Source organism: Crossiella cryophila (assembly GCF_014204915.1).
GTDB classification, from domain to species: Bacteria; Actinomycetota; Actinomycetes; order Mycobacteriales; family Pseudonocardiaceae; genus Crossiella; species Crossiella cryophila.
Window position 1 is genome coordinate 2,431,001 of the sequence record NZ_JACHMH010000001.1, and the last position, 23,952, is coordinate 2,454,952.

Sequence of the window (23,952 nt, forward strand, 5' to 3'; positions counted from 1 at the left end):
GGGAGAGCGCTTCGGTTCGAACAGCCGGCCGCGGCCTGAGAACTCAGGCCGCGGCCGGGGTTCGGTGCTACTGGCAGTTCGCCGGAACCAGCGAGATCCGCTTGAAGCGGGAGGTGGTGGGGATGGTGCCCAGGTTGTTGCCCTGCGCGTCGAACAGCGTCGCCGAGCCGTCGGCGACGAAGTTGGTCAGCCCCTGGTAGTCGGCGTTCATGTCGAAGGTCAGCGAGCCGGTGGTCGCGCCCGAGCCGTCGAAGTAGCGCTCCCTGCCGTTGAAGTTGAAGGAGTTCGGGTCGGTCAGCCGCCAGCGGCCGGAGCCCTCGATGCCACCGCCCGGGTCGGGCGGCGGCGCGATTAAGCACAGGGTTCCGTTGAGACGGAAGGAGAGTTTGATATCGACCGCACCATCCGGGAAGCTGATCTTTCCGTCCCACACGCCGATCGGCGGTCCGATCACGTCCTGGGCCGAGCTGGGCGCGCTGCCCTCGGCCGCGGCGGAAACCGTTGCCGGGACAAGCATCGCGGCGGTGCCGATGGCCGTGACCGCGGCCATCGTGCGCAGTGTCCTTCTGAACATCCGTCATCCGTTTCCGGCCCTGTCCGGGCCTGTCTGACAAGACAAGTGACCAGCACCTGGCAGCGCGACGGCCCGTACCCGTGCCACCGCCTCCCGGATGCGGTGCTGCCACGCTGGCGACGTGCGCTATGGGAGGACTGGATTCCCCCTTGACCGCAAGGGATCCGGCTGCATTCGACCGGAGGTCCAGCGAGTGGACCCAGACTGGGCTCGCCTCGACGACGAGCCCAACCGTGACAGCACGAACCACCGACCGGTGGTCTGCCTACGCGATCACATGTTTCGCAAGGTGATGGAGGAGTGATGACGGACGCGATCGTCGCCGAGGGCTTGAGAAGGCGCTTCGGCTCGACCATCGCACTGGACGGGATCGACCTGGCCGTCCAGGAAGGCACGGTGATGGGTTTGTTGGGGCCCAACGGTTCCGGCAAGACGACGATGGTGCGGGTGTTGTCCACCCTGCTCCGTCCCGACTCCGGGCGGGCCTCGGTCGCCGGACTGGACGTGGTGGCCGACGCGGTCAAGGTGCGCCGCCGGATCGGGTTGTCCGGCCAGTACGCCGCGGTGGACGAGGACCTCACCGCCAGGGAGAACCTCCAGATGATCGGCCGCCTGTACCACCTCGGTGGGCCCGCGGCCAAGCGGCGGGCCGACGAGCTGGTGGAGCGGTTCAACCTGAACAAGGCGGCCGACCGGCAGGTCAAGGGTTACTCCGGTGGCATGCGCCGCCGGGTCGACCTGGCCTGCGCGGTGGTGGCCAAACCCGAGGTGCTGTTCCTGGACGAGCCGACCACCGGTCTGGACGTGCAGAACCGGATGGCGCTCTGGGAGGTGATCGCCGAACTGGTCCGGGAGGGCACCACGCTGTTGCTGACCACCCAGTACCTGGAGGAGGCCGACCAGCTGGCCGACCTGATCACCTTGATGCACCACGGAAAGGTGATCGAGCAGGGCACCCCGGCCGCGCTCAAGGCCAAGGTCGGCGGCGAGCGGCTGGAACTGGCCGTGGCCAGTGCGGCCGACCTGCCCGCGGCCCGGCAGGCGCTGGCAGGCCTGGCCCAGGGCGAGATCACCGTGGACGAGCAGGCCAACCACGTGATCGTGCCGGTGAGCACCGGCTCGGAGGCGCTGATCGCCAGCATCCGGTTGCTGGACAACGCCGGTGTGGCCCTGGTCGGCGCGAACGTGCGCAGGCCCACCCTGGACGAGGCGTTCCTCGCCCTGACCGGGGAGAGCGGCACCGAGGAGTACGAGTCCGGCAAGACCAGCACTGGCGACGAGGTCCGCGGCAAGGTGAAGGAGCAGGTCCAGTGAACGTGGTCACCAGCGCGATCAGCGATGGCCTCACGCTGAGCAAGCGCAGCTTCCTCAAGAGCCTGCGCAACCCCGACATCGTGGTGTTCTCCAGTGCGGCGCCGATCGCCTTCGCCCTGCTGTTCGGGTTCGTCTTCGGCAGCGCGATCGACATGAAGGGGGCGAACTACCGGGAGTTCATGATCGTGGGCATCCTGGCCCAGACCATGTTGATGACCGCCTCCAACACCGGGGCCGGCATCGCCTACGACATGAAGCAGGGCCTGGTCGACCGGTTCCGCTCACTGCCCATCTCGCAGGCCGCGGTACTGGTCGGCCGGACCAACGGCGACGCGCTCAACAACGTCATCGTGATGATCCTGATGTCCATCACCGGCCTGCTGATGGGCTGGCGGATCCGCGGTTCCTTCCTGGACGCGGTGCTGGGCTACCTGCTGCTGTTCCTGTTCGCCTACGCGGCGTCCTGGATCACCGCGGCGATCGGCCTGACCATCAAATCGCCGGAGGTGCTGGGCAACATCATGCTGATGGTGCTGCTGCCGCTGACCTTCATCTCGAACTCCTTCGTGCCCAGCGAGGTCCTGCCGCCCGCACTGCGGGTGGTCGCGGACTGGAACCCGGTCTCGGCCGTGGTCGAGGCATGCCGGCAGCTCTTCGGCAACATCCCGCCCGGCCGGGTGGCGCCTGAAGTGCTGCCACTGCAGTACCCGATCGCCGCCTCCCTGCTCTGGGTGGCGCTGATCCTGGCGATCTTCGTCCCGCTGGCCATCCGCCGGTACACGAAGGCCGTCAGCAAGTAGCTGGTGGACCGCTGGGCGCGGTGCGGCCGTGGCTCCCGGTCCCTGATGCACAAGGAGAAACTGTGCGATTCCTGTTCATCACCGGGGGCGGCTCGGCTCCCGTCCACGCCGGCATCCCGCTGGCGTGGGCGGCCCGCACCGCGGGGCACGAAGTGATCGTCGCCTGCCCCGAGGAGAACCGCGACCTCATCGCCCACGTGGGTCTGCCCGCCTACGCGGTGACCCCGGTGGGCATCGCGGACGCGATGCTCAAGGACCGGGCGGGCGATCCACTGCCCATCCCGGAGGACTTCACCGCCCAGCTCGACTTCATCGGCCGCGGCTTCGGCAGGCTCTCCGCGGCGGCGCACCAGGAAACCCTGGCCCTGGCCAGGACCTGGAAGCCGGATGTGATCATCGGTGGCGAGTACAACCACCACGCCCAGCTGGTGGCGAAGCAGCTCGGCCTGCCGCTGGTGAGCCACACCTACGCCCTCTACGACCGGGCCGAGACCGACTGGCAGGCCGCCACCGCCGAGCTGGAGCCGGAGCTGTCCGCACTGGGCCTGTCCGCGCTGCCGGAGGCCGAGCTGTTCGTGGACATCACCCCGCCCAGCCTGCGCCCGGACGACGCGGTGCCCGCGCGGCTGATGCGCTGGACGCCGGGCAACCAGCAGGTCGGGCTGGAGCGGTGGATGTGCGCCAAGGGGGACAAGCCGCGGGTGGTGATCACCTCGGGTTCGCGGAGCAAGTTCGTGCCCGCGCTGGGCGCGGACTTCTTCCGCCCGCTGCTGGCCAACCCCGCGCTCAGTGACGGCTCGGTCGAGGTGGTCATCGCGACCACCGAGCCGGTGGCCCAGCAGTTGCGCGCGGAGTTCCCGGACATCAAGGCCGGCTGGGTGCCGCTGGACGTGGTCGCGCCGACCGCGGACCTGGTGGTGCACCACGGCGGCGGGGTCACGGTGATGACCCTGCTCAACGCCGGGGTGCCGCAGGTGGTGCTGCCGGAGATCCCCACCTCCGCGGTGTCCGTGCGCCGGGTCGACGAGCGGGGCGCGGCGATCACCCTGGACGGCAACAACCCGCCGGTGGCCGAGGTGGCCGGGGCGATCAGCAAGATCCTGGGCGACTCCGGCTACCGGGCCAGCGCGCAGGAGATCTCCCGGGAGATCGCCGGGCTGACCCCGTCGGCCGAGATCGTCAAGGAGATCGAGAAGCTCGTCTGAGAAAACCCGCTCCCCACAACGGAAAGGGGCCACCCGATCACCGGGTGGCCCCTTTCCTCGTGCCCGGTCACAGTGCGAGCAGCACCTCGCGCACCGCCGAGATCACCTTGTCCTGCAGGTCCTCCGGCAGCGCCGGGTACATCGGCAGCGAGAAGATCTGCTCGGCCAGCCGCTCGGTCACCGGCAGCGAACCCTTGGCGTAGCCCAGGTGCGCGAAGCCGGACATGGTGTGCACCGGCCACGGGTAGCTGATGTTCAACGAGATGTCGTACTGCTTGAGCGCCTCGATGATCCGGTCCCGCTCGGGGTGGCGGACCACGTAGACGTAGTAGACGTGCTCGTTGCCCGGATTCGTGCTGGGCAGCACCAATCCGCGCTCGGCCAGCTCGCCGAGACCCTCCTCGTAGCGCCGGGCCACCGCGCGCCTGCCCGCGATGTACTCGTCCAGCCTGCCCAGCTTGCGGCGCAGGATCTCCGCCTGGATCTCGTCCAGCCGGGCGTTGTGCGCCGGCGTCTGCACCACGTAGTAGGTCTTCTCCATGCCGTAGTAGCGCAGCCGCCGCATCTGCTCGTCGATGGCGGCGTCCGCGGTGAGCACCGCACCACCGTCGCCGTAGGCGCCGAGCACCTTGGTGGGGTAGAAGGAGAACGCGGCGGCATCGCTCATCGTGCCTGCCAGTTCGCCGTGGTGGCGCGCGCCGTGCGCCTGCGCGCAGTCCTCCAGGATGGCCAGGCCGTGCTGGGCGGCGAGTTCGCGCAGCGGCGCCATGTCAACGCACTGGCCGTACAGGTGCACCGGCAGCAAAGCCTTGGTGCGCGGGGTGATCGCCGCGGCCACCTGGTCGACGTCCATCAGGTAGTCCTGCTCGCGGATGTCCACGAACACCGGGGTGGCCCCGGTCCCGACGATGGCCACCACGGTCGGCGCGGCGGTGTTGGACACGGTGATCACCTCATCGCCCGCGCCGACGCCGAGGGCTTCCAGGCCGAGTTTGACCGCGTTGGTGCCGTTGTCCACCCCGGTGCACAGCGACCGGCCGTGGTAGGCGGCGAACTCCTGCTCGAAGGCGCTGACGCTGGGGCCGAGAACCAGTTTGCCGGAGCGGAACACCGTCTCCACCGCGTCGAGCAGGTCCGCCCGCTCGGCCTCGTACTCGGGCAGGTAGTCCCACACGTAGGTAGTCATGTCAGACCGCACTCCATTTCGCGTTTGTCTTGCCCTGTCGCTGGACGAACTCGTGCCAGAACGCCTCCACCGCCTCGGTCAGCGAGCGGTGCGGCCGCCAGCCGAGCAACCGCTCGGCCGGTTCGATGTCCACCTGGGACCACTCCTCGGTGGAGTGCCGGATCGCCGATCCCGGCCGCTCCACGATCACCGCGGGCAGCCCGCTGCAGGTGATCAACATCTCCACCAGGGTGCGCACCGGGAAGCTCTGGCCGCGCCCGATGTCCACCAGCCGGCCGGACACCGGGGACAGCGCCGCGGCCGCGACCGCGTCGGCCACATCGCGCACGTCCACGTAATCCCGGTGTGCCAGCAGTGGATCCAGCTCGATCACCGCCCGCTGCCCCTGCGCGCCCAGCAGCAGGCCGGCCACCCGGCCGAGCAGGCTGACCTCCGGGCTGCCGGGTCCGGCCAGGTTGGCGATGCGCAGCACCATGCCGGTGAGCCGGCCGGTGCGGGTCTGGCTCAGCACCGCCTGGGTGGTGGCCAGTTTGGCCATGCCGTAGGCGCCGGTGGGCCGGGCCACGGTGGCCGCGCCGACCGTGGTGCCCGCCTGCACCTGGCCGTACTCCAGCACCGAACCCAGTTGCACCAGCCGGGGCCGCTCGGCCAGCAGCGCCAGCGCGTCCAGCAACCGGAACGTGGGTGGCGCCACCGCCGCCCACATCTGCTCCTCGGTGCGGCCCCAGCTGCTGCCTGCCGCGTTGACGATCACCCTCGGACCGATCACCTCCAGCTCCCGCGCCAGTTCCCCGGCGCTCAGCTGGCCGAGGTCGAGGGCGAGGAACCGGCCTGCCGGCTCGTGATCGGGCGGTTTCCGGGCCACGACGACGACGTCGAAGCCACGGCGGCGCAACTCCGCGCACACGTGCCGTCCGGCGAATCCCGTACCGCCCAGGACCACCGCGCTGCCGTTAGCGGACATGGCGTCCTTCCTCCGCTGCGAATTGGCACTTCGGCCGCATCGTGGACGGGGGCGGTCACGGCTGACTCAAGTCCCGCCCGACGCCGAGCCGGGCTCCGACGTGGTTCGAGCGGAACCGGAGAAGGTCGCACGGCCAGGAGCGCGCCGTCCGGCGCGTGCCCGCGGCGTACCTGAGAGGTGCCCAGTGGCCAAGCTGCTGCATATCGATTCGTCCAGCTCCGTGCACTCGGTCTCGCGCAAGCTGGCCACGGAATTCCGCGCGGTGTGGGAGAAGGAGCACCCGGAGGGCACGGTGACCTACCGGGACCTCGCCGCCGATCCGGTGCCGCACCCCGACATCGACGCGGTGCTCACCCTGATGTCCCCGCCGCAGACCGAACGCCAGCAGGCCGCGGCCGCGCTGCACGAGGAGCTGGTGGCCGAGCTGCTGACCGCGGACGCGCTGCTGATCAGCGCGCCGATGTACAACTGGACCATCCCGTCCAACCTCAAGGCGTGGCTGGACCAGTCGCTGGTGCTGGGCCGCACGCTGCCCTACGACCCGAGCCACCAGCCGCTGGGCGGCCGCTCGGCCACCGTGCTGCTGGCCTACGGCGGCGGCTACGGCGAGGGTTCGCCGGATGCCGACATGGACCACTGCGCGCCGTACCTGCGCACCGTGCTGGGCAAGGTGCTGGGCTACGAGCTGGAGCTGATCACCGTCGAGCACACGCTGGCCGCGTTCACCGCCAAGGACCCGGCCGAGCAGGCCAAGGGCTTCGCCTCGCTGCGGCAGGCCGAGACCGCGGTGGCCGAGCGCGCCCAGCAGGTGGCCGAGAGCCTGACGCAGGCCTGACCGGACGCCATTCCGCGTCCGGATTTTCCGTTGTTTCCCATGGTTTCCGAATAACTGGAGAAGGGTAATCCATGACCATTTTCGTGTCCGGCGCCACCGGCAACGTCGGTCGTCCGCTTGTCGAGGAGTTGCTGGCGGCTGGACACCAGGTTCGCGCGCTCACCCGCAATCCGGCGAAGGCGAATCTGCCGGCAGGTGTCGAGGTGGTGGCAGGCAACCTGGACAACACCGACAGCCTGGCCGAGGTGTTCACCGGCGTCACCGCCGCGCACCTGATCAGCTTCGGCGACAACTACGTGCCGCTGTTCAACGGCGCGGAGATCATGGCGCTGGTCAAGCAGGCCGGTGTGCGCAAGGTGACCGTGCTCCGCGGTGATGTGGAGCCCAGCGCGCTGGACGCGGCGGTCGCGGCGGCCGGGCTGGACCACGCCTACCTGGGGCCGGTGGAGTTCATGTCCAACACCCTGGAGTGGGCCGAGTCGATCACCAAGGACGGCCTGGTCCGGGAGGGCTTCTCCGGCGTCAAGAGCGCCGTGGTGCACGACGCGGACATCGCCTCGGTGGCCGCGGCCGTGCTGACCAGCGACGGTCACACCGGCAAGGAGTACTGGCTGACCGGCCCCGAGGCGCTCACCCCGCCGGAGAAGGTGCGGATCATCGCCGAGGTGCTCGGCCGGGAGATCGGCTACGTCGACCTGACCGAGGCCGAGGTCATCGAGCAGTGGCGCGCGCAGGGCTACTCCGCCGAGGACATCGGGTTCTTCCTCGGCATGCGGCAGAACCCGCCGGAGCTGGGCGCCACCGTGGCGCCCACGGTCGAGCAGGTCACCGGCAAGCCGGGGCGGACCTTCGCGCAGTGGGTGCGGGAGAACGCGGCGGCCTTCGGCGGCTGAGCGCGGCAGGGGCCAGGGCCCCGGTGCCAGGGTGGCTGACCGCCACCGGGGGCCGGGGCCCTTTTTTCATTGCCAGGCACGGCATCGATTTGACGGGCATTTCTACGGCAATTTTTTGTCAAACGTTTGACGTGCGGGATTCGAGTGCGAATACAGGCGGCGTTGAGTCCAGGAATTGAACATATGAGCCGCGCAACACGATGTGGCTTGCGGGCTGCGTGTCTTTCCCTGCGACCAGAGCCATCTGGAGGCCGCTTTGACCACTTATTCCCGGACCGCCCGCTCGGCCGGAGCCCTACTGGCCGATGAGCCCGCCGAGCTGATCGCGAGATCCGTGCTGGCCCGCTCCGGCCGCATCGCCGAACTGGAGCACTTCCACCGCTGGATGGCCGATGAGAAGCGGCGCTCGCACATGGACGTCCGCGCCGTGCCGCTGGACAGCCTCAGCGGCTGGCGGGTCGACGGGCAGACCGGCAACATCGGCCACGACTCCGGGAAGTTCTTCTCCATCGAGGGCCTGGACGTCGTGGTGCCCGGCGGCCCGGTCACCTGGTGGCAGCAGCCGATCATCAACCAGCCCGAGGTGGGCATCCTCGGCATCCTGGTCGCCCGCTTCGGCGGCGTGCTGCACTGCCTGATGCAGGCCAAGATCGAGCCGGGCAACTGCAACGGCCTGCAGCTCTCGCCCACCGTGCAGGCCACCCGCAGCAACTACACCAGGGTGCACCAGGGCTCGGCCGTGCCCTACCTCGAGTACTTCCGGGACACCGAGGCGCACCGGGTGCTCGCCGACGTCCGGCAGTCCGAGCAGGGTTCCTGGTTCCACCGCAAGCGCAACCGCAACATGGTGGTGGAGGTGAGCGAGGAGGTGGAGCTGCTGGAGGGGTTCTGCTGGCTCACCCTCGGCCAGCTGCACCAGCTGCTCGCGGTGGACGACCTGGTGAACATGGACGCGCGCACCGTGTTGTCCTGCATGCCCTTCGCCGGCCGCGACCTGCTGCCGCTGTTCGAGGACGTGCGCACCGAGTTCACCGCCGCGCTCATCCGCTCCTACTCGGTGGAGTCCGCGGCCAGGCACAGCATGGCCGAGGTGCTCAGCTGGATCACCGAGGTGCGCAGTCAGCAGCTCTGCCAGGTGGAGCTGATCCCGCTGCGCGAGGTCAGCGACTGGCGGCACGAGGACGGCCGGATCCGGCACGACAGCGGGCTGTTCTTCAACGTGATCGGGGTCAGCGTCACCGCGGCCGGCCGCGAGGTGCGGGCCTGGAGCCAGCCCATGATCGAGCCCTGCGACGAGGGCGTGGTGGCCTTCCTGGCCAAGCGGATCAACGGCGTGCTGCACCTGCTGGCCCAGGCCAAGACCGAGCCCGGCTACGTGGACGTGATCGAGCTGGCGCCGACCGTGCAGTGCTCGGTGTCCAACTACGACGCGCTGCCGCCGCAGGCCCGGCCCGCCTTCCTGGACACCGTGCTGGAGGCCGAGGACAGCCAGATCCGCTTCGACGCGGTGCACTCGGAGGAGGGCGGCCGGTTCTTCCACGCCCGCAACCGGTACCTGGTGGTGGAGGTGGCCGAGGACTTCGAACCAGAGCACCCCGGCTACCGCTGGCTGACCCTGGCCCAGCTGGTGGACCTGTTGCGGCACAGCAACTACATCAACGTGCAGGCACGCAGCCTGATCGCCTGCCTGCACGGGCTGTCCGGCTGAGTTCGATCCGGGTTCGAGGGCGCGCCCGCAGACTTCCGCCTCACCAGGCACCATCCGCACTCCCATGGAGATCGACATGAGCAACGGTGGCGTGACCTTCGTGAACCGCTTCACGGTCAAGGGCGACCCGGAGGAGTTCGAGCGGGCCTTCGCCCAGGTCGCGAAGTTCATGGCGGACCAGCCGGGGATCAAGGGCTACACGCTGTCCCGGCACACCGAGGACCCGCAGCAGTACGTGAACATCGCGCTCTGGGAGGACGCCAAGGCACTGCGCGCGGCGGTCTCGCACCCGGAGTTCGGCTCGCACGTGGGCGCGCTGCGCCAGCTCGCGGTGAGCACCTCCGACCTCTACCAGGACCGCCACCGCGTCCAGGGCTGAGGCCGGTCGACCGGCGGTCGCGGGCGCACGGGTATCCCACAGGCGGCTCAAGCGCGGCTTGAGCGGCCGGCACTACCGTGCGCGCGTGACCGATCATGACGACATCCGCATCGTCGGCGCGTGCGAGCACAACCTCAAGGACGTCTCGCTGCGCATTCCGAAGAACAAGATCACGGTGTTCACCGGCGTCTCCGGTTCGGGGAAGTCCTCGATCGTGTTCGACACCCTGGCGGTGGAGGCCCGGCGCCAGCTCTACGGCACGTTCAACTGGTTCATCCGCAACCAGCTGCCGAAGTACCAGCGCCCGCACGTGGCCGCCATCGAGAACCTGACCACGCCGGTCGTGGTGGACCAGAAGCCGGTGGGCGGCAACGCCCGTTCCACCGTGGGCACCATGACCGACATCTACTCGGTCATCCGGGTGCTGTTCTCCCGGCACGCCACGCCGTCGCACCCGCCGTTCATGTTCTCCTTCAACGCCCCGCAGGGCATGTGCCCGGCCTGTGAGGGCCTCGGCCAGCAGCGGCAGGCCGACGCGGACCGCATGGTGGACCGGACCAGGTCACTGGACGAGGGCGCGATCCTGCTGCCCAATCACAAGGTGGGCAGCCTGGACTGGCAGCAGTACGCCAACTCCGGGCACTTCGACACCGCGAAGAAGCTCGGTGACTACACCGAGTCCGAGTGGCACATGCTGTTGCACGGCAGCGGCGGCAAGGTCACCGTGCGCACCGCCAACAGCTCCAGCTCACTGAGCTACGAGGGCCTGGTGGACCGCTTCGTGCGGACCAACCTCAACCGGGACCTCAGCTCGCTCGGCGAACGCAAGCGGGCCGCGCTGGAGCAGTTCATCCAGCTCGGCGAGTGCACCGCCTGCGGTGGCGCCCGGCTGAACCCGGAGGCGCTGGCCGCCACCATCGACGGCCGCACCATCGTGGACTGGTCCCGGATGGAGGTCAGCGAGCTGATCACGGTGCTGGACGCCATCGACGACCCGGTGGCCACCCCGATCGCGCGCAGCGTGCGCACCTCGCTGGAGCGGATCGCCTCGATCGGCCTGGGTTACCTCTCGCTGGACCGGGCGACCTCCTCGCTCTCCGGCGGCGAGGCGCAGCGGCTGAAGATGGTGCGCCACCTCAGCAGCAGCCTGACCGGGATGACCTTCATCTTCGACGAGCCCAGCACCGGCCTGCACCCGGCGGACGTCGGCAGGCTCAACGACCTGCTGCGGGCGTTGCGGGACAAGGGCAACACCGTGGTCGTGGTCGAGCACGACCCGGACGTGATGGAGATCGCCGACCACGTGGTCGACGTCGGCCCCGGCGCGGGCGTGCACGGCGGCGAGATCGTCTTCGCCGGTCCCTACGAGGCGCTGCGCGAGTCCGGTACCCGCACCGGTACCGCGTTGCGCCGCGGCGGTTCGCTCAAGGACACCTTCCGCACGCCCACCGGCAAGCTGCCGGTGGACAACGTCTCGCTGCACAACCTCAAGGACGTCTCGGTCAGCTTCCCCACCGGGGTGCTCACCGCGGTCACCGGGGTGGCGGGCGCCGGCAAGTCCTCGCTGGTGGCCGAGGCGTTCGTGCAGGCATACCCTGGCACGATCTTCGTCGACCAGTCCGCGATCACCGCCTCCTCCCGGTCCACCCCGGCCAGCTACCTGGACGTGATGGACCCGATCCGCAAGCTGTTCACCAAGGCCAGCGGTGCGCCGGCCGGGTTGTTCAGCTTCAACTCCGCCGGCGCCTGCGAGGAGTGCAAGGGCCGCGGCGAGCTGGTCACCGAACTGGCCTACATGGACCCGGTGCGGATGCACTGCGAGTCCTGCGACGGCCGCCGGTTCAAGCCGGAGGTGCTGGCGCACCGGTTGCGCGGCAAGACCATCGCCGATGTGCTGGAGCTGACCGCCGAGGACGCGGTGCAGTTCTTCACCGAGCCGGAGATCGCGGGCAGGCTGGCCGGGCTGCTCGACGTCGGGCTGGCCTACATCAGCCTGGGCCAGGCGCTGAGCACGCTCTCCGGCGGTGAGCGGCAGCGGTTGAAGCTGGCCGGTCAGCTGGCCGGGAGCAGCAACATCTACGTGCTGGACGAGCCGACCACCGGCCTTCATCTGTCCGATGTGGACACCATCGTGGCGCTGATGAACCGGCTGGTGGACCGGGGCAACACGGTGATCGTGATCGAGCACAACCTGGACATCGTGCGCCAGGCCGACTGGGTGGTCGACCTCGGGCCGGGTGGCGGCAAGCACGGCGGCCAGGTGGTGTTCACCGGCACCCCGCGGGAGTTGTTGTCCGCCAACGGATCGGCCACCGGCGAGCATCTGCGCAGGTATCTCGAGGGCTGATCGAGTCGAGGCGGCGGAACCGCTCTAGTTCGGTTCCACTGGCCTCCAAGGTGCCCCGGGGAGGCTTCGGCCGATCCAGGACCCAAGCCGATCCGGGGGCACCGATGGCCGCAGAAACCTTTCCCTACGAGCGGAAATGCCCGTTCTCGCCGCCGGCGCGGTACGAGGAGATCATCGGCGCCAGGCCGGTGTCGAAGGTGCGGCTGGCCACCGGCATCGACGCCTGGCTGGTCTCCGGCTTCGCCGAGGCCAGGCAGCTGCTCACCGATTCGCGGGTGAGCGCCTCGCGCAAGCACCCCGGCTACCCGTTCTACTTCGAGGCGCCGCCGGAGTTCCGCACCGACACCTCCTTCATCGCCTACGACCCGCCGCAGCACACCAACTCCCGCCGCAAGGTGGCCGCCTCCTTCACCCACCGCCAGGTGCGGCAGCTGCGCGGCGCGCTGGAGCGCAACACCGACGAGTGCATCGACCAGCTGCTGGCCGCCGGACCCGGCGCGGACCTGCACCAGCTGGTCTCGCTGCCGGCGCCGATGATCATGATCTGCGAGCTGCTCGGCGTGCCCCGCGAGGACCAGGGTTTCCTGCAGAAGCACGGCGAGAACCTCTTCGGCGGCAGCTCCTCGCACGCCGAACGCCAGGCCGCCATGGTCGAGGTCGCCCAGTACCTGGACACGCTGGTGCGCCAGAAGATGGCCACCCCCGGCGATGACCTGATCAGCCGCGCCATCGCCGAGCACCGCGCCGAGAACGAGGACTTCGACGTCACCTCGCTGGTGCACATGTGCCGGATGCTGATCAACGGCGGCCACGAGACCACCGCCAACCACATCACCATGGGCGTGGCCGCGTTGCTGTCCCACCCCGACCAGCTGGCCAAACTCCGCGCGGACCCGGAGCTGCTCAAGCCGGCGATCGAGGAGCTGGTGCGCTGGCTCAGCCTCGGCGACCTCGCGGTGCCCAGGGTCGCGCTGGCCGATATCGAACTCGGCGGCGAGGTCATCCGCGCCGGCGAGGGCATCCTCTGCCTGTTGCAGGCGGCCAACCGCGATCCCGGCGAGTTCGACCGCCCGGACGAGTTCGACATCACCCGCGGCAGCCGCAGGCACATCGGCTTCGGCTACGGCGCGCACCTGTGCATCGGCGCGGACCTGGCCCGGCTGGAGCTGGAGGTCGTGCTGTCCCGGCTGCTCGAGCGGATTCCCACCCTGGGACTGGTGGACCCGGTGGAGAAGATCCCGGCCAAGGAGCGCGCGATCGTCTACGGCCTGTGGGAACTCAAGGTCACCTGGTGAGCCCGTTAGCCGACCGGCCGGAGGTGCCCGGTGCGATTTGACGACATCTACCTGCGTGGCACCGGATCCTGGCTGCCGCCAAGACGAACGCTGGCCGAGGCGGTGGCCGCGGGGGAGTGCCCGGCGATGCTGCCCGAGCGCACCGGCATGGACGCGGTGGCGGTCTCGGCTGGGGAGTCCGCGCCGGAGATGGCCGTGCTGGCCGCGCGGACCGCGCTGGCCACCGCCGGGTCCGGACCCGGTGACGTGGACCTGATCCTGCACGCCGACACCTACTACCAGGGCCACGACGTCTGGGCGGTGGCCTCCTACATCCAGCGCGAGACCGTCGGCAACCAGTGCCCGGCGATCGAGATCCGGCAGATGTCCAACGGCGGCCTGGCCGCACTGGACCTGGCCGCCTCCTACCTGCTCGCCGGGCCGGGCCGCCGGGACGCGTTGATCACCACCGGCGACCGGTACTGCCCACCCGGTTTCGACCGCTGGCGAGCCGATCCCGGCACGCCGTACGGGGACGGCGGCGCGGCGGTGGTGCTGTCCCGGCGCGGCGGGTTCGCCCGGCTCCGCTCGCTGGCCACCTTCGCCGACCCCGAGCTGGAACCCTCGCACCGCGGTGAGGACCCCTTCGGCGACGCGCCGCTGTCGCACCGCAGCCCGATCGGCTTCGAGGAGGTCACCAAGTCGTTCAACCGCAAGCACGGGATGTCCTTCGCGCTGCGCCGGGTGGCGCAGGGGCAGACCACCGTGCTCAAGCACGCGCTGGCCGAGGCCGAACTCGAACTCGCCGAGGCGGACTGGGTGATCCTGCCCAACTTCGGCCGGATCCGGCTGGAATCGCTGTACTACGACCGGTTCGGCATCGAGCAGGCGCGCACCGCCTGGGACTGGGGCCGCACCGTCGGCCACCTGGGCGCGGGCGATCAGTTCGCCGGTCTGGACCACCTGGTGCGCACCGGCGCGGTCAAACCGGGGGAGAAGTGCGTGCTGGTCAGTGTCGGTGCGGGATACAGCTGGGGTTGTGCTGTAGTGGAAATCGAGGAACCCATGCCCTCGCTGGGGATCAGTGGTTCTTGAGTCGTAGTCCGGTTGGGGTTTTTACCGTCGCCACAACGGCTTTTCCCCCGCCACTGTGGAGACACCAATATGGATGGCATCGCCGTCGTCGGCATTTCCTGTCGCTTTCCCGGGGCCGCGGCTCCTGGTGAGTTCTGGCGGCTGCTCCGCGCCGGGCAGCACACCATCGGCGAGGTGCCGTCCCGGCGGTGGCCGGCCGAGGGCCAGTTCGGCTCGTTCCTGGACGAGATCGACACGTTCGACCCGGCCTTCTTCCGCATCTCCCCGCGCGAGGCCGCCGCGATGGACCCGCAGCAGCGGCTGATGCTGGAACTGGGCTGGGAGGCCCTGGAGGACGCCGGGATCGTGCCCGGCACGGTCGCGGGCAGCAGGCTCGGCGTGTTCGTCGGCGCCATCTGGGACGACTACGCCCAGCTGTCCTACCGGCAGGCCGAGCAGGCCGCGCAGCACACCACCACCGGCATCCACCGCAGCATCCTGGCCAACCGGCTCTCCTACTTCCTCGGCGTGCACGGGCCGAGCATGGCGGTGGACAGCGGGCAGTCCTCCTCGCTGGTCGCGGTGCACCTGGCCTGCGAGAGCCTGCGGCACGGCGAGTCCGAACTGGCCATCGCGGGCGGGGTGAACCTGGCCCTGCTGGCCGAGACCGCGGCCATCTCGGCCGCCTGGGGCGGGCTGTCCCCTGACGGCCGCTGCTACACCTTCGACGCCAGGGCCAACGGCTACGTGCGCGGCGAGGGCGGCGGCGCGGTGCTGCTCAAGCCGCTGGAACGGGCGATCGCCGACGGCGATGACATCTACTGCGTGATCCGCGGCAGCGCGGTGAACAACGGCGCGGGCACCGGTCTGACCGTGCCGAGCGAACAGGCCCAGGGCGAGGTGCTGCGCGCCGCCTACGCCTACGCCGGGCTGGAACCCGGTGCGGCCCAGTACGTCGAGCTGCACGGCACCGGCACCAAGGCGGGCGACCCGGTGGAGGCGGCCGCACTGGGCGCGGTGCTCGGCGCCCGCCGGGACGGGCCGCCGTTGCAGGTCGGCTCGGTCAAGACCAACATCGGCCACCTCGAAGGCGCGGCGGGCATCGCCGGGTTGATCAAGGTCGCGCTGAGCGTGCGGCACCGGGGCATCCCGGCCAGCCTGAACTACCGCGAGCCCAACCCCGCCATCGACCTGGACCGGCTGAACCTGGCCGTACAGCAGGACTTCGGCGACTGGCCCAGCCCGGATCGGCCGCTGGTGGCCGGGGTCAGCTCCTTCGGCATGGGCGGCACCAACTGCCACCTGGTCGTCACCGACTGGCCGCGACCGGAAACCCTGGTCGGCCAAGGCGATTCGGCCGGACCGTGGGTGCTGTCCGGCCGGACCGAGGCCGCACTGGCCGCCCAGGCCGGGCGACTGCGTGAGTTCGTGCTCGCCGACCCGGAACTGGACCCGGCCGCGGTCGGCCGCGCACTCGTCGGCGCCCGCACCCTGTTCGAGCATCGCGCGGTGGTGCTCGGCGCCGACCGCGACGAGCTGCTCGTCGGCCTGGCCGAGTTGGCCGAGGACCGGCCCGCACCCGGCGTGGTGCGCGGCCGGCTCGCCGAGGGCGTGCCCGCGGTGCTGTTCACCGGCCAGGGCGCGCACCGGCCCGGCATGGGAAGCGAGCTGTACCAGGCGTTCCCCGAGTTCGCCGCGGCCTTCGCCCAGGTGTGCGCCGAGCTGGACCCGCTGCTGGGCCGCTCACTGCGCGAGGTGATCAACTCCGGCGAGGGACTGGACCGGGCCGAGTTCGCCCAGCCCGCGGTGTTCGCGCTGGAGGTCGCGCTGTTCCAGCTCGTCCGCTCCCGCGGGTTCGACCCGGCCTTCCTGGCCGGGCACTCCATCGGCGAACTGGCCGCCGCGCACGTGGCCGGTGTGCTCTCCCTGGCCGACGCCTGCACCCTGGTGGCCGCCCGCGGCAGGCTGATGGGCGCGCTGCCGCCCGACGGGGCCATGGTCGCGGTCTTCGCCCCGGAGGCCGAGGTGCTGCCGCTGCTGGCCGGGCAGGAGGACCGGCTGGGCATCGCCGCGGTCAACGGCCCCAACGCGGTGGTGCTCTCCGGCGCCGAGACCGCGGTCAGCGTGGTGGTCGAACAACTGCGCTCGCGCGGGCACCGGGCCCGGCCACTGCGGGTCAGCCACGCCTTCCACTCGCCGCTGATGGAACCGATGCTGGCCGAGTTCCGCGCGGTCTGCGCCGGACTCACCCACTACCCACCGCGAATCCCGATCATCTCCACGGTGACCGGCGAACCGGTGGCGCCCGACGCCGAGTACTGGGTGCGGCACGTGCGCGAGCCGGTCCGCTTCCTGGACGCGGTGCTCGCACTGCGGACCGCGGGCGTGGGCACCTTCCTGGAACTGGGCCCGGACGCCGTGCTGGCCCCGATGGCCGCCCGCTGCCTGCCCGAGTCCGGGGGGATCACGGCCGCCGTGCTGCGCAAGGGAAAGCCGGAACGGGAGAGCTTCCTGACCGCGCTCGGCCAGGTCTTCGTGCGCGGTGCGGCAGTGGACTGGCACAGCTTCAGCGCGGGCGCCGGACACCGGGTCAAACTGCCAACCTACGCCTTCCAGCGGGACCGGCACTGGCTGGACACCGCCGAGGCGACACCGGCTCCAGTCGAGACCGGGTTCGCCGGACGACTCACCGGTCTGTCCACTGTGGAGCGTCAAAAGGCGGTCGCCGGCCTGGTCTCGACCCAGGTCGCGGTGGCCATGGGCCTCGCCGGTGGCACGCCCGTCCAGCTGCGCACGCCGTTCTCCGAACTCGGCTTCGACTCGATGATGTCGGTGAGCCTGAGCGAGGCACTGGCCGCGGCCACCGGCCTGCGCCTGCCCACCGGCCTGGTCTATGACTTCCCGAGCCCGCACGCCCTCGCCGGGCACCTGCTGGCCGCGCTCACCGGCACCGCGGCGAACACCGCCCCGGCCCGTACCGCCGAGGTGGACGAGCCGGTGGCGATCGTCGGTATGGCCTGCCGTTTCCCCGGCGGGGTGAGTTCCCCGGCGGAGCTGTGGCGACTGGTCGCCGACGAGGTGGACGCCATCTCCGGCTTCCCGGACAACCGCGGCTGGCCAATGGACCTCTTCGACGCCGATCCGGCCCAGGCCGGGAAATCCGCGGTGCGCCAGGGCGGTTTCCTGCACCAGGCCGACGAGTTCGACCCCGCCTTCTTCGGGCTGTCCCCTCGGGAGGCCATGGCCATGGACCCGCAGCAGCGGCTGCTGCTGGAAACCGCCTGGGAGACCATGGAACACGCGGGCATCGACCCGGAATCCTTGCGCGGCAGCGACACCGGGGTCTTCGCCGGACTCATGTACCACGACTACGGACCCAGCTATGACCGGATGCCGGAGAACCTGGAAGGCCTGCTCTACACCGGGAACCTGGGCAGTGTGGCCTCCGGCCGGGTGGCCTACCAGTTCGGCTTCACCGGTCCCGCGGTCACCGTGGACACGGCCTGCTCCTCCTCGCTGGTGGCCCTGCACAACGCGGTGCGCTCGGTGCGCTCGGGGGAGTGCTCGCTGGCACTGGCCGGTGGCGTCACGGTGATGTCCTCGCCCGGCGCGTTCCTGGAGTTCAGCCGGTTGCGCGGACTGTCCCCGACCGGCCGCTGCCGGGCCTTCGACGCGGCCGCCGACGGCACCGGCTGGGCCGAGGGCGTGGGCCTGGTGCTGCTGGAACGCCTGTCCGAGGCCCGCCGCAACGGCCACCGGATCCTGGCCGTGGTGCGGGGATCCGCGGTCAACCAGGACGGCGCGTCCAACGGCCTGACCGCCCCCAGCGGCGCGGCCCAGCAGGCGGTGATCCGGCGGGCCCTCGCCGACGGCGGACTGTCCACTGTGGACGTCGACGTGGTGGAGGCGCACGGCACCGGCACCAGGGTGGGCGACCCGATCGAGGTGGACGCGCTGCTGGCCACCTACGGCCGCGACCGTCCCGAGGACCGCCCGCTGTGGCTGGGCTCGCTGAAGTCCAACATCGGCCACACCCAGGCCGCCGCCGGGATCGGCGGCGTGATCAAGATGGTGCAGGCCCTGCGCGCCGGCGTGCTGCCGCGCACCCTGCACGTCACCGAGCCGACCCCGCTGGTGGACTGGTCCGGCGGCGGCATCCGCCTGCTCACCGAGGCCCAGCCCTGGCCGCGCGAGGGCGCGCCGCGGCGGGCCGGGGTGTCCTCCTTCGGCATCAGCGGCACCAACGCGCACGTCGTGCTGGAGGAGACCCCCGAACCCGAAGCCCCGACCACCGAGGGCGAACCCGCGGTGCTGCCCTGGGTGCTGTCGGCCCGCAGCCCGGAAGCCCTGCGCGCACAGGCGGAACGACTGCGTGCCACGACCGAAGGTCTGTCCACTGTGGACATCGGCTGGTCGCTGGCCTCGGGTCGCGCGGTGTTCGAGCACCGGGCGGTCCTGCTGGGCGATCGCACCCGGCTGACCGGCGGCCTGACCGCACTCGCCACCGGCGCCCCGGCCACCAACCTGATCACCGCGGACACCCCGGCCAAGCGGCGCAAGGTCGTGTTCGTCTTCCCCGGCCAGGGTTCCCAGTGGGCCGGGATGGCCAGGGAACTCCTGGCCACCTCCCCGGTGTTCGCCGCCGCGATGGCCGACTGCGCACAGGCCCTCGCCCCACACCTGGACTGGTCGCTGCTCGCCGTGGTCCGCGGCGAACCGGGCGCGCCCGAACTGGACCGGGTGGACGTGGTCCAGCCCGCGCTGTTCGCGATGATGGTCTCCCTGGCCGCGCTCTGGCGGGCGCACGGGGTGGAACCCGCCGCGGTGCTCGGCCACTCCCAGGGCGAGATCGCCGCCGCGTACGTGGCAGGCACGCTCTCCCTGGCCGACGCGGCCCGGATCGCGGCCCTGCGCAGCAAGGCCCTGCTCGCGCTGGCAGGCAAGGGCGGCATGGTCTCCATCCCGCTGCCGCGCGCCGAGGTCGATCAGCGACTGTCCACAGGGGACGGCCGGATCTCGGTGGCCGCGGTCAACGGACCGTCCTCCACCGTGGTCTCCGGCGACGCCACCGCCCTCGACGAGCTGTTCGCCGAGCTGACCGCGGCCGGCGTGCAGGCCCGCCGGATCCCGGTGGACTACGCGTCGCACTCCGCGCACGTCGAGCTGGTCCGCGAGGAACTGGCCGGCCTGCTCGCGCCGATCGAGCCGGGGCGGGTGCTGGTGCCGCTGCTGTCCACGGTGACCGGGCGGTTCCTGACCGACCACGAGGCCGACGCCGGTTACTGGTACCGGAATCTGCGCCAGACCGTGCGGCTGGAGGAGGCCACCAGGGCGCTGCTCGCCGAGCAGTACGACGCGTTCCTGGAGATGAGCCCGCACCCGGTGCTCACCGTGGGTCTCCAGGAAACCGTCGACGACCTCGGCGCGGACGCCCTGGTCACCGGCACGCTGCGGCGCGATCAGGGCGGCCTGGACCAGCTGCTGACCGCCTTCGCCACCGCGTTCACCCACGGCGTCCCGCTCGACTGGACCACGGTGTTCGACGGCACCGGCGCCCGCCCGGCCGAACTGCCCGGCTACGCCTTCCAGCGGGAGAGCTACTGGCTCACCGCCCGCTCCGGCGCGGGCGACCTCGCCGGGGCCGGGCTGGCCACGGCCGACCACCCGCTGCTGGGCGCCACCGTGGACAGCGCGACCGGCGGCGACACCCTGCTCACCGGCCGACTCGCCCAGCACACCCACCCCTGGCTGGCCGACCACCGGGTGCTGGACGCGGTGATCCTGCCAGGGGCCGCGCTGCTGGACCTGGCGCTGCGCGCGGGGGAGCGGACCGGCTGCCCCCGGGTGGACGAGCTGACCCTGCTGGAACCGCTGATCCTGCCCGAGCAGGGCGGCGTCGACGTGCAGGTGGTGGTCGGCGCACCGGAGGAGTCCGGCCGCCGCACGCTGAGCGTGCACTCCCGCCCGGACCCCACCCAACCCTGGACCCGGCACGCCGCCGGGGTGCTCTCCGCCGACACCGCGCCGGCCGGCACACCGGACTGGCCGGCGGACAGCGGCACGGAGATCGACCTGGCCGAGTTCTACGCCCGGCTCGCCGACCAGGGCTACGCCTACGGCCCGGCCTTCCGCGGCCTGCGCCGGCTGGCCCGTCAGGGCACGGACCTGCTCGCCGAGGTCGAACTGCCGCCCCGCCGCGGCCTGACCGGCGAGTTCGTCCTCGACCCCGCCCTGCTGGACGCCGCCCTGCACCCGCTGCTGCTCGGCGTGACCGAGGGCACCCACCCGGCCGTGCTGCCCTTCGCCTGGACCGGCGTCACCGTGCACGCCCTCGGCGCCCGCGCGGCCAGGGTCCGCCTGCGCCTGAACACCGAGTCCGCCGACTCGGTCTCCGCCGCACTCACCCTGCTCGACCACGCCGGCGGCCTGATCGCCACGATCGACTCACTCCTGTTGCGCCCCATCACCGCCACCGGCCTGCGCCCCGCCCGGCCGGAGGGCCTGTACCGCCTGGACTGGCCCACCATCGCGGCCACCAATCCGCCGAGCACCGCCGAAACCTGGGCCCTCCTCGGCCAGGACGAGTCACTGACCCCGGCCGCCCTCGGCCGAACGATCACCACCCACCCCGACCTCACCGCACTCGCCGCCGCGAACCCCGTCCCGGCCACGGTGCTGCTGCCCATCACCGGCGACGACACCAACCCGGTCGAGCACACCGCGACCGTGCTGCGCGAGCTGCTGACCACCCTGCGGCACTGGCTGGGCGAACAGCGTTTCGCCGCCTCCCGCCTGGTGGTGCTGACCCGCAGGGCCATGCCCACCACCGACGCCGAACAGGTGAGCCCCTCGGCCGCCGCCGTCTGGGGCCTGCTCCGCAGTGCCCAGACCGAGAACCCGGACCGCCTGGTGCTGCTGGACACCGACGGCCGGGACTCCTCCACCCGCGCCCTGCCCGCCGCACTGGCCACCGGCGAGGCCCAGCTCGCCCTGCGCGACGGCGCGATCCAGGTGCCCAGGCTGGCCCCCGCGGTCACCGACACCCTCACCCCACCCGCCACCGGTCACTGGCGACTGGTCCCGGTGACGCACACCGCCCCCGACGACCTCGCACTGGTGGATGTCCCCCGTGTCACGGAACCCCTTGGCACGGGCCAGGTCCGGCTCGCGGTACGTGCAGCGGGCCTGAACTTCCGCGACGTGCTGATCGCCCTGGGCATGGTGCCGGAGCGGAACGTGACCATGGGCGCCGAGGGTGCGGGCGTGGTCCTGGAAACCGGCCCAGGCGTCACCGACCTGGCCCCCGGCGACCGGGTGATGGGCTACTTCGACGGCGCCTTCGGCCCGGAAGCCGTTGCCGACCGCCGCCTGCTGGCCCCCATCCCGGACGGCTGGACCTTCGCCCAGGCCGCCGCCGTGCCCCTGGTGTACCTGACCGCCTACTACGGCCTGGTCGACCTGGCCCAGCTCCAGCCCGGCGAGTCGGTCCTGATCCACGCCGCCGCCGGCGGAGTCGGTATCGCCGCGGTGCAACTGGCCCGCCACCTCGGCGCCGAGGTCTACGCCACCGCCAGCCCCGCCAAGTGGGACACCCTGCGTGCCCTCGGCATCCCCGAGGACCACATCGCCAACTCCCGCACCCTGGACTTCCGCGACCGGTTCCGCACCGGCGTCGACGTGGTGCTCAACTCCCTCGCCGACGACTTCATCGACGCCTCCCTGACCCTGCTCACCCCCGGCGGCCGCTTCCTGGAGATGGGCAAGACCGACATCCGCGCCACCGCCGAGGTCGAGTCCGCCCACCCAGGGATCACCTACCGGGTCTTCGACCTGACCACCCTGGCCCGCACCGACGCCGACTTCCCCGGCGCCGACCCGGACCGCCTGCGCGACATCCTCGCCGAGGTCCTCACCCTCTTCGACAAGGGCGTCCTGCAACCCGCCCCCCTGACCACCTGGGACATCCGCCGCGCCAATGCGGCCTTCCGCCACCTGTCCCAGGCCAAGGGCGTCGGCAAGGTCGTCCTCACCATCCCACCCACCAGCCACGGCACCGCCCTGATCACCGGCGGCACCGGCGTCCTGGGCGCCAGGGTGGCCCGCCACCTGGCCACCCAACACCCAGGCATCCACCTCCTGCTGGCCAGCCGCAGCGGCCCCCAGGCCCCCGGCGCCACCGAGTTGTCCACCGAACTCCACACCCTCGGCGCCAAGGTCACCATCACCCCCTGCGACCTGTCCGACCGAGCGGCCCTGGCCACCCTGCTGGCCGACATCCCACCCAGCCACCCGCTCACCGACATCGTGCACGCGGCAGGCGTCCTGGACGACGCCATGACCACCGCCCTCACCCCGGCTCAACTGGACAACGTGTTGCGCCCCAAGGCAAACGCCGCCTGGCACCTACACGAACTGACCCAGCACCTCGACCTCACCTCGTTCGTGCTCTTCTCCTCCATCGCAGGCACCAGCGGCACCCCCGGCCAGGCCAACTACGCCGCGGCCAACACCTTCCTCGACGCCCTGGCCCACCACCGCCACCGCCAAGGCCAGGTCGCCACCAGCCTCGCCTGGGGCCTGTGGTCCGAGGCGACCGGCATGACCAGCCACCTGACCCAGGCGGACCTGGATCGCATGACCCGCAACGGCTTCGTCCCCATCACCCCCGAAGCAGGCCTCACCCTCCTCGAAGCGGCCCAGTCCCTTGCCGAACCAGTAGTGATCACCACCCCCCTCGACAAGTCCGCCCTGCAAGCCCAAGCCACCACCCTCCCCACCCTCTACCGCGGCCTGGTAACCCCCACCCCCCACCCCAGAACCCATACCCCCCAACCACAATCCGAAGCCACCCTGCCCGAACGCCTGCTCCCCCTCCCCACCCCCGACCGCAAACACCTACTCACCAACCTGGTCCGCACCCACCTGGCCGCGGTACTCGGCCACGACACCCCCGCCGACATCACCCCCGACCACCCCTTCGACGACCTGGGCCTGGACTCCCTCACCTCGGTGGAACTCCGCAACCGCCTCAACAAGGCCACCACCCTCCGCCTCCCCACGGCGATCGCCTTCGAGTACCCCTCCGCCGCCGAACTGGCCGACCACCTCCTCGACCAACTCGCCATCCCCGAACCAAACCCGGACACCCCGTTGCTGGCCGCCATCGACCACCTCCGCCAACTCCTCACCGCGGCGGGGGAGTCCAAGCACCCTCTGGGGCACCTCACGGAACAGTTCGCGGATCTTCTGGAGCAGGTGCGGGCGGACTGAGGCGCCGGGCCGGATCGCGCTGCCCGAACCAGCGCGATCCGGCCCGCCCCGAACAGCCAGACCGAAGGGCTGCCACGGATGCGAGCCGATGGTCGCGAGGCGGGCAACAGGATGAAGCGGACGGGCTGA

The 23,952-nt window shown here is 71.1% G+C and carries 14 protein-coding genes; 11 read left to right on the forward strand and 3 right to left on the reverse strand.

From position 1 onward, the window contains the following. Window positions 1–67: 67 nt before the first annotated feature. Window positions 68–574: a hypothetical protein gene (locus HNR67_RS11340; protein ID WP_185002000.1), complete on the reverse strand. Its 507-nt coding sequence runs from the start codon at window positions 572–574 to the stop codon at window positions 68–70. 303 nt (window positions 575–877) lie between these two features. Between HNR67_RS11340 and HNR67_RS11345 the strand changes: the two genes are divergently transcribed. The 3 genes from HNR67_RS11345 (at window position 878) to HNR67_RS11355 (ending at window position 3,893) form a co-directional block, all read left to right on the forward strand. Then, entirely contained in the window at window positions 878–1,888 is a 1,011-nt protein-coding gene (locus tag HNR67_RS11345) for an ATP-binding cassette domain-containing protein (RefSeq protein WP_185002001.1), read from the forward strand. Then, a complete protein-coding gene (locus HNR67_RS11350) occupies window positions 1,885–2,688 on the forward strand; it encodes an ABC transporter permease (protein ID WP_185002002.1) in 804 nt (267 codons plus the stop codon). The genes HNR67_RS11345 and HNR67_RS11350 overlap by 4 nt, the downstream gene beginning before the upstream one ends. Window positions 2,689–2,750: 62 nt before the next feature. Beyond that, the gene (locus tag HNR67_RS11355) at window positions 2,751–3,893 is read left to right on the forward strand and encodes a glycosyltransferase (RefSeq protein WP_185002003.1); all 1,143 of its coding nucleotides are present in this window, start codon (window positions 2,751–2,753) and stop codon (window positions 3,891–3,893) included. Between the two features lie 67 nt (window positions 3,894–3,960). Here the strand turns inward: HNR67_RS11355 and HNR67_RS11360 are convergent, their stop codons facing one another. Continuing rightward, the gene (locus tag HNR67_RS11360; RefSeq protein WP_185002004.1) at window positions 3,961–5,079 is read right to left on the reverse strand and encodes a DegT/DnrJ/EryC1/StrS family aminotransferase; all 1,119 of its coding nucleotides are present in this window, start codon (window positions 5,077–5,079) and stop codon (window positions 3,961–3,963) included. A 1-nt stretch (window position 5,080) separates the two neighbouring features. Continuing rightward, entirely contained in the window at window positions 5,081–6,043 is a 963-nt protein-coding gene (locus HNR67_RS11365) for an NAD-dependent epimerase/dehydratase family protein (RefSeq protein ID WP_185002005.1), read from the reverse strand. A 184-nt stretch (window positions 6,044–6,227) separates the two neighbouring features. Between HNR67_RS11365 and HNR67_RS11370 the strand changes: the two genes are divergently transcribed. The 8 genes from HNR67_RS11370 to HNR67_RS43425 all read left to right on the forward strand — a co-directional run bounded on the left by HNR67_RS11370 (window position 6,228) and on the right by HNR67_RS43425 (window position 23,823). After that, entirely contained in the window at window positions 6,228–6,878 is a 651-nt protein-coding gene (locus HNR67_RS11370) for an FMN-dependent NADH-azoreductase (RefSeq protein WP_185002006.1), read from the forward strand. Between the two features lie 71 nt (window positions 6,879–6,949). Continuing rightward, entirely contained in the window at window positions 6,950–7,771 is an 822-nt protein-coding gene (locus HNR67_RS11375; protein WP_185002007.1) for an NmrA family NAD(P)-binding protein, read from the forward strand. Between the two features lie 256 nt (window positions 7,772–8,027). Beyond that, window positions 8,028–9,479: an NDP-hexose 2,3-dehydratase family protein gene (locus tag HNR67_RS11380; protein ID WP_246492499.1), complete on the forward strand. Its 1,452-nt coding sequence runs from the start codon at window positions 8,028–8,030 to the stop codon at window positions 9,477–9,479. Between the two features lie 76 nt (window positions 9,480–9,555). Then, window positions 9,556–9,858 (forward strand): antibiotic biosynthesis monooxygenase family protein, encoded by a 303-nt coding sequence (locus HNR67_RS11385; protein ID WP_221489848.1) that lies wholly within the window; start codon window positions 9,556–9,558, stop codon window positions 9,856–9,858. Between the two features lie 85 nt (window positions 9,859–9,943). After that, entirely contained in the window at window positions 9,944–12,205 is a 2,262-nt protein-coding gene (locus HNR67_RS11390; protein ID WP_185002009.1) for an ATP-binding cassette domain-containing protein, read from the forward strand. A 104-nt stretch (window positions 12,206–12,309) separates the two neighbouring features. After that, window positions 12,310–13,500: a cytochrome P450 gene (locus HNR67_RS11395; protein ID WP_185002010.1), complete on the forward strand. Its 1,191-nt coding sequence runs from the start codon at window positions 12,310–12,312 to the stop codon at window positions 13,498–13,500. 30 nt (window positions 13,501–13,530) lie between these two features. Then, window positions 13,531–14,574, forward strand: coding sequence for a ketoacyl-ACP synthase III family protein (locus tag HNR67_RS11400; RefSeq protein ID WP_185002011.1), 1,044 nt, complete (start codon window positions 13,531–13,533; stop codon window positions 14,572–14,574). 69 nt (window positions 14,575–14,643) lie between these two features. After that, on the forward strand, window positions 14,644–23,823 hold the full coding sequence (locus HNR67_RS43425) for a type I polyketide synthase (protein WP_221489850.1): 9,180 nt from the start codon (window positions 14,644–14,646) through the stop codon (window positions 23,821–23,823). Window positions 23,824–23,952 lie beyond the last annotated feature (129 nt).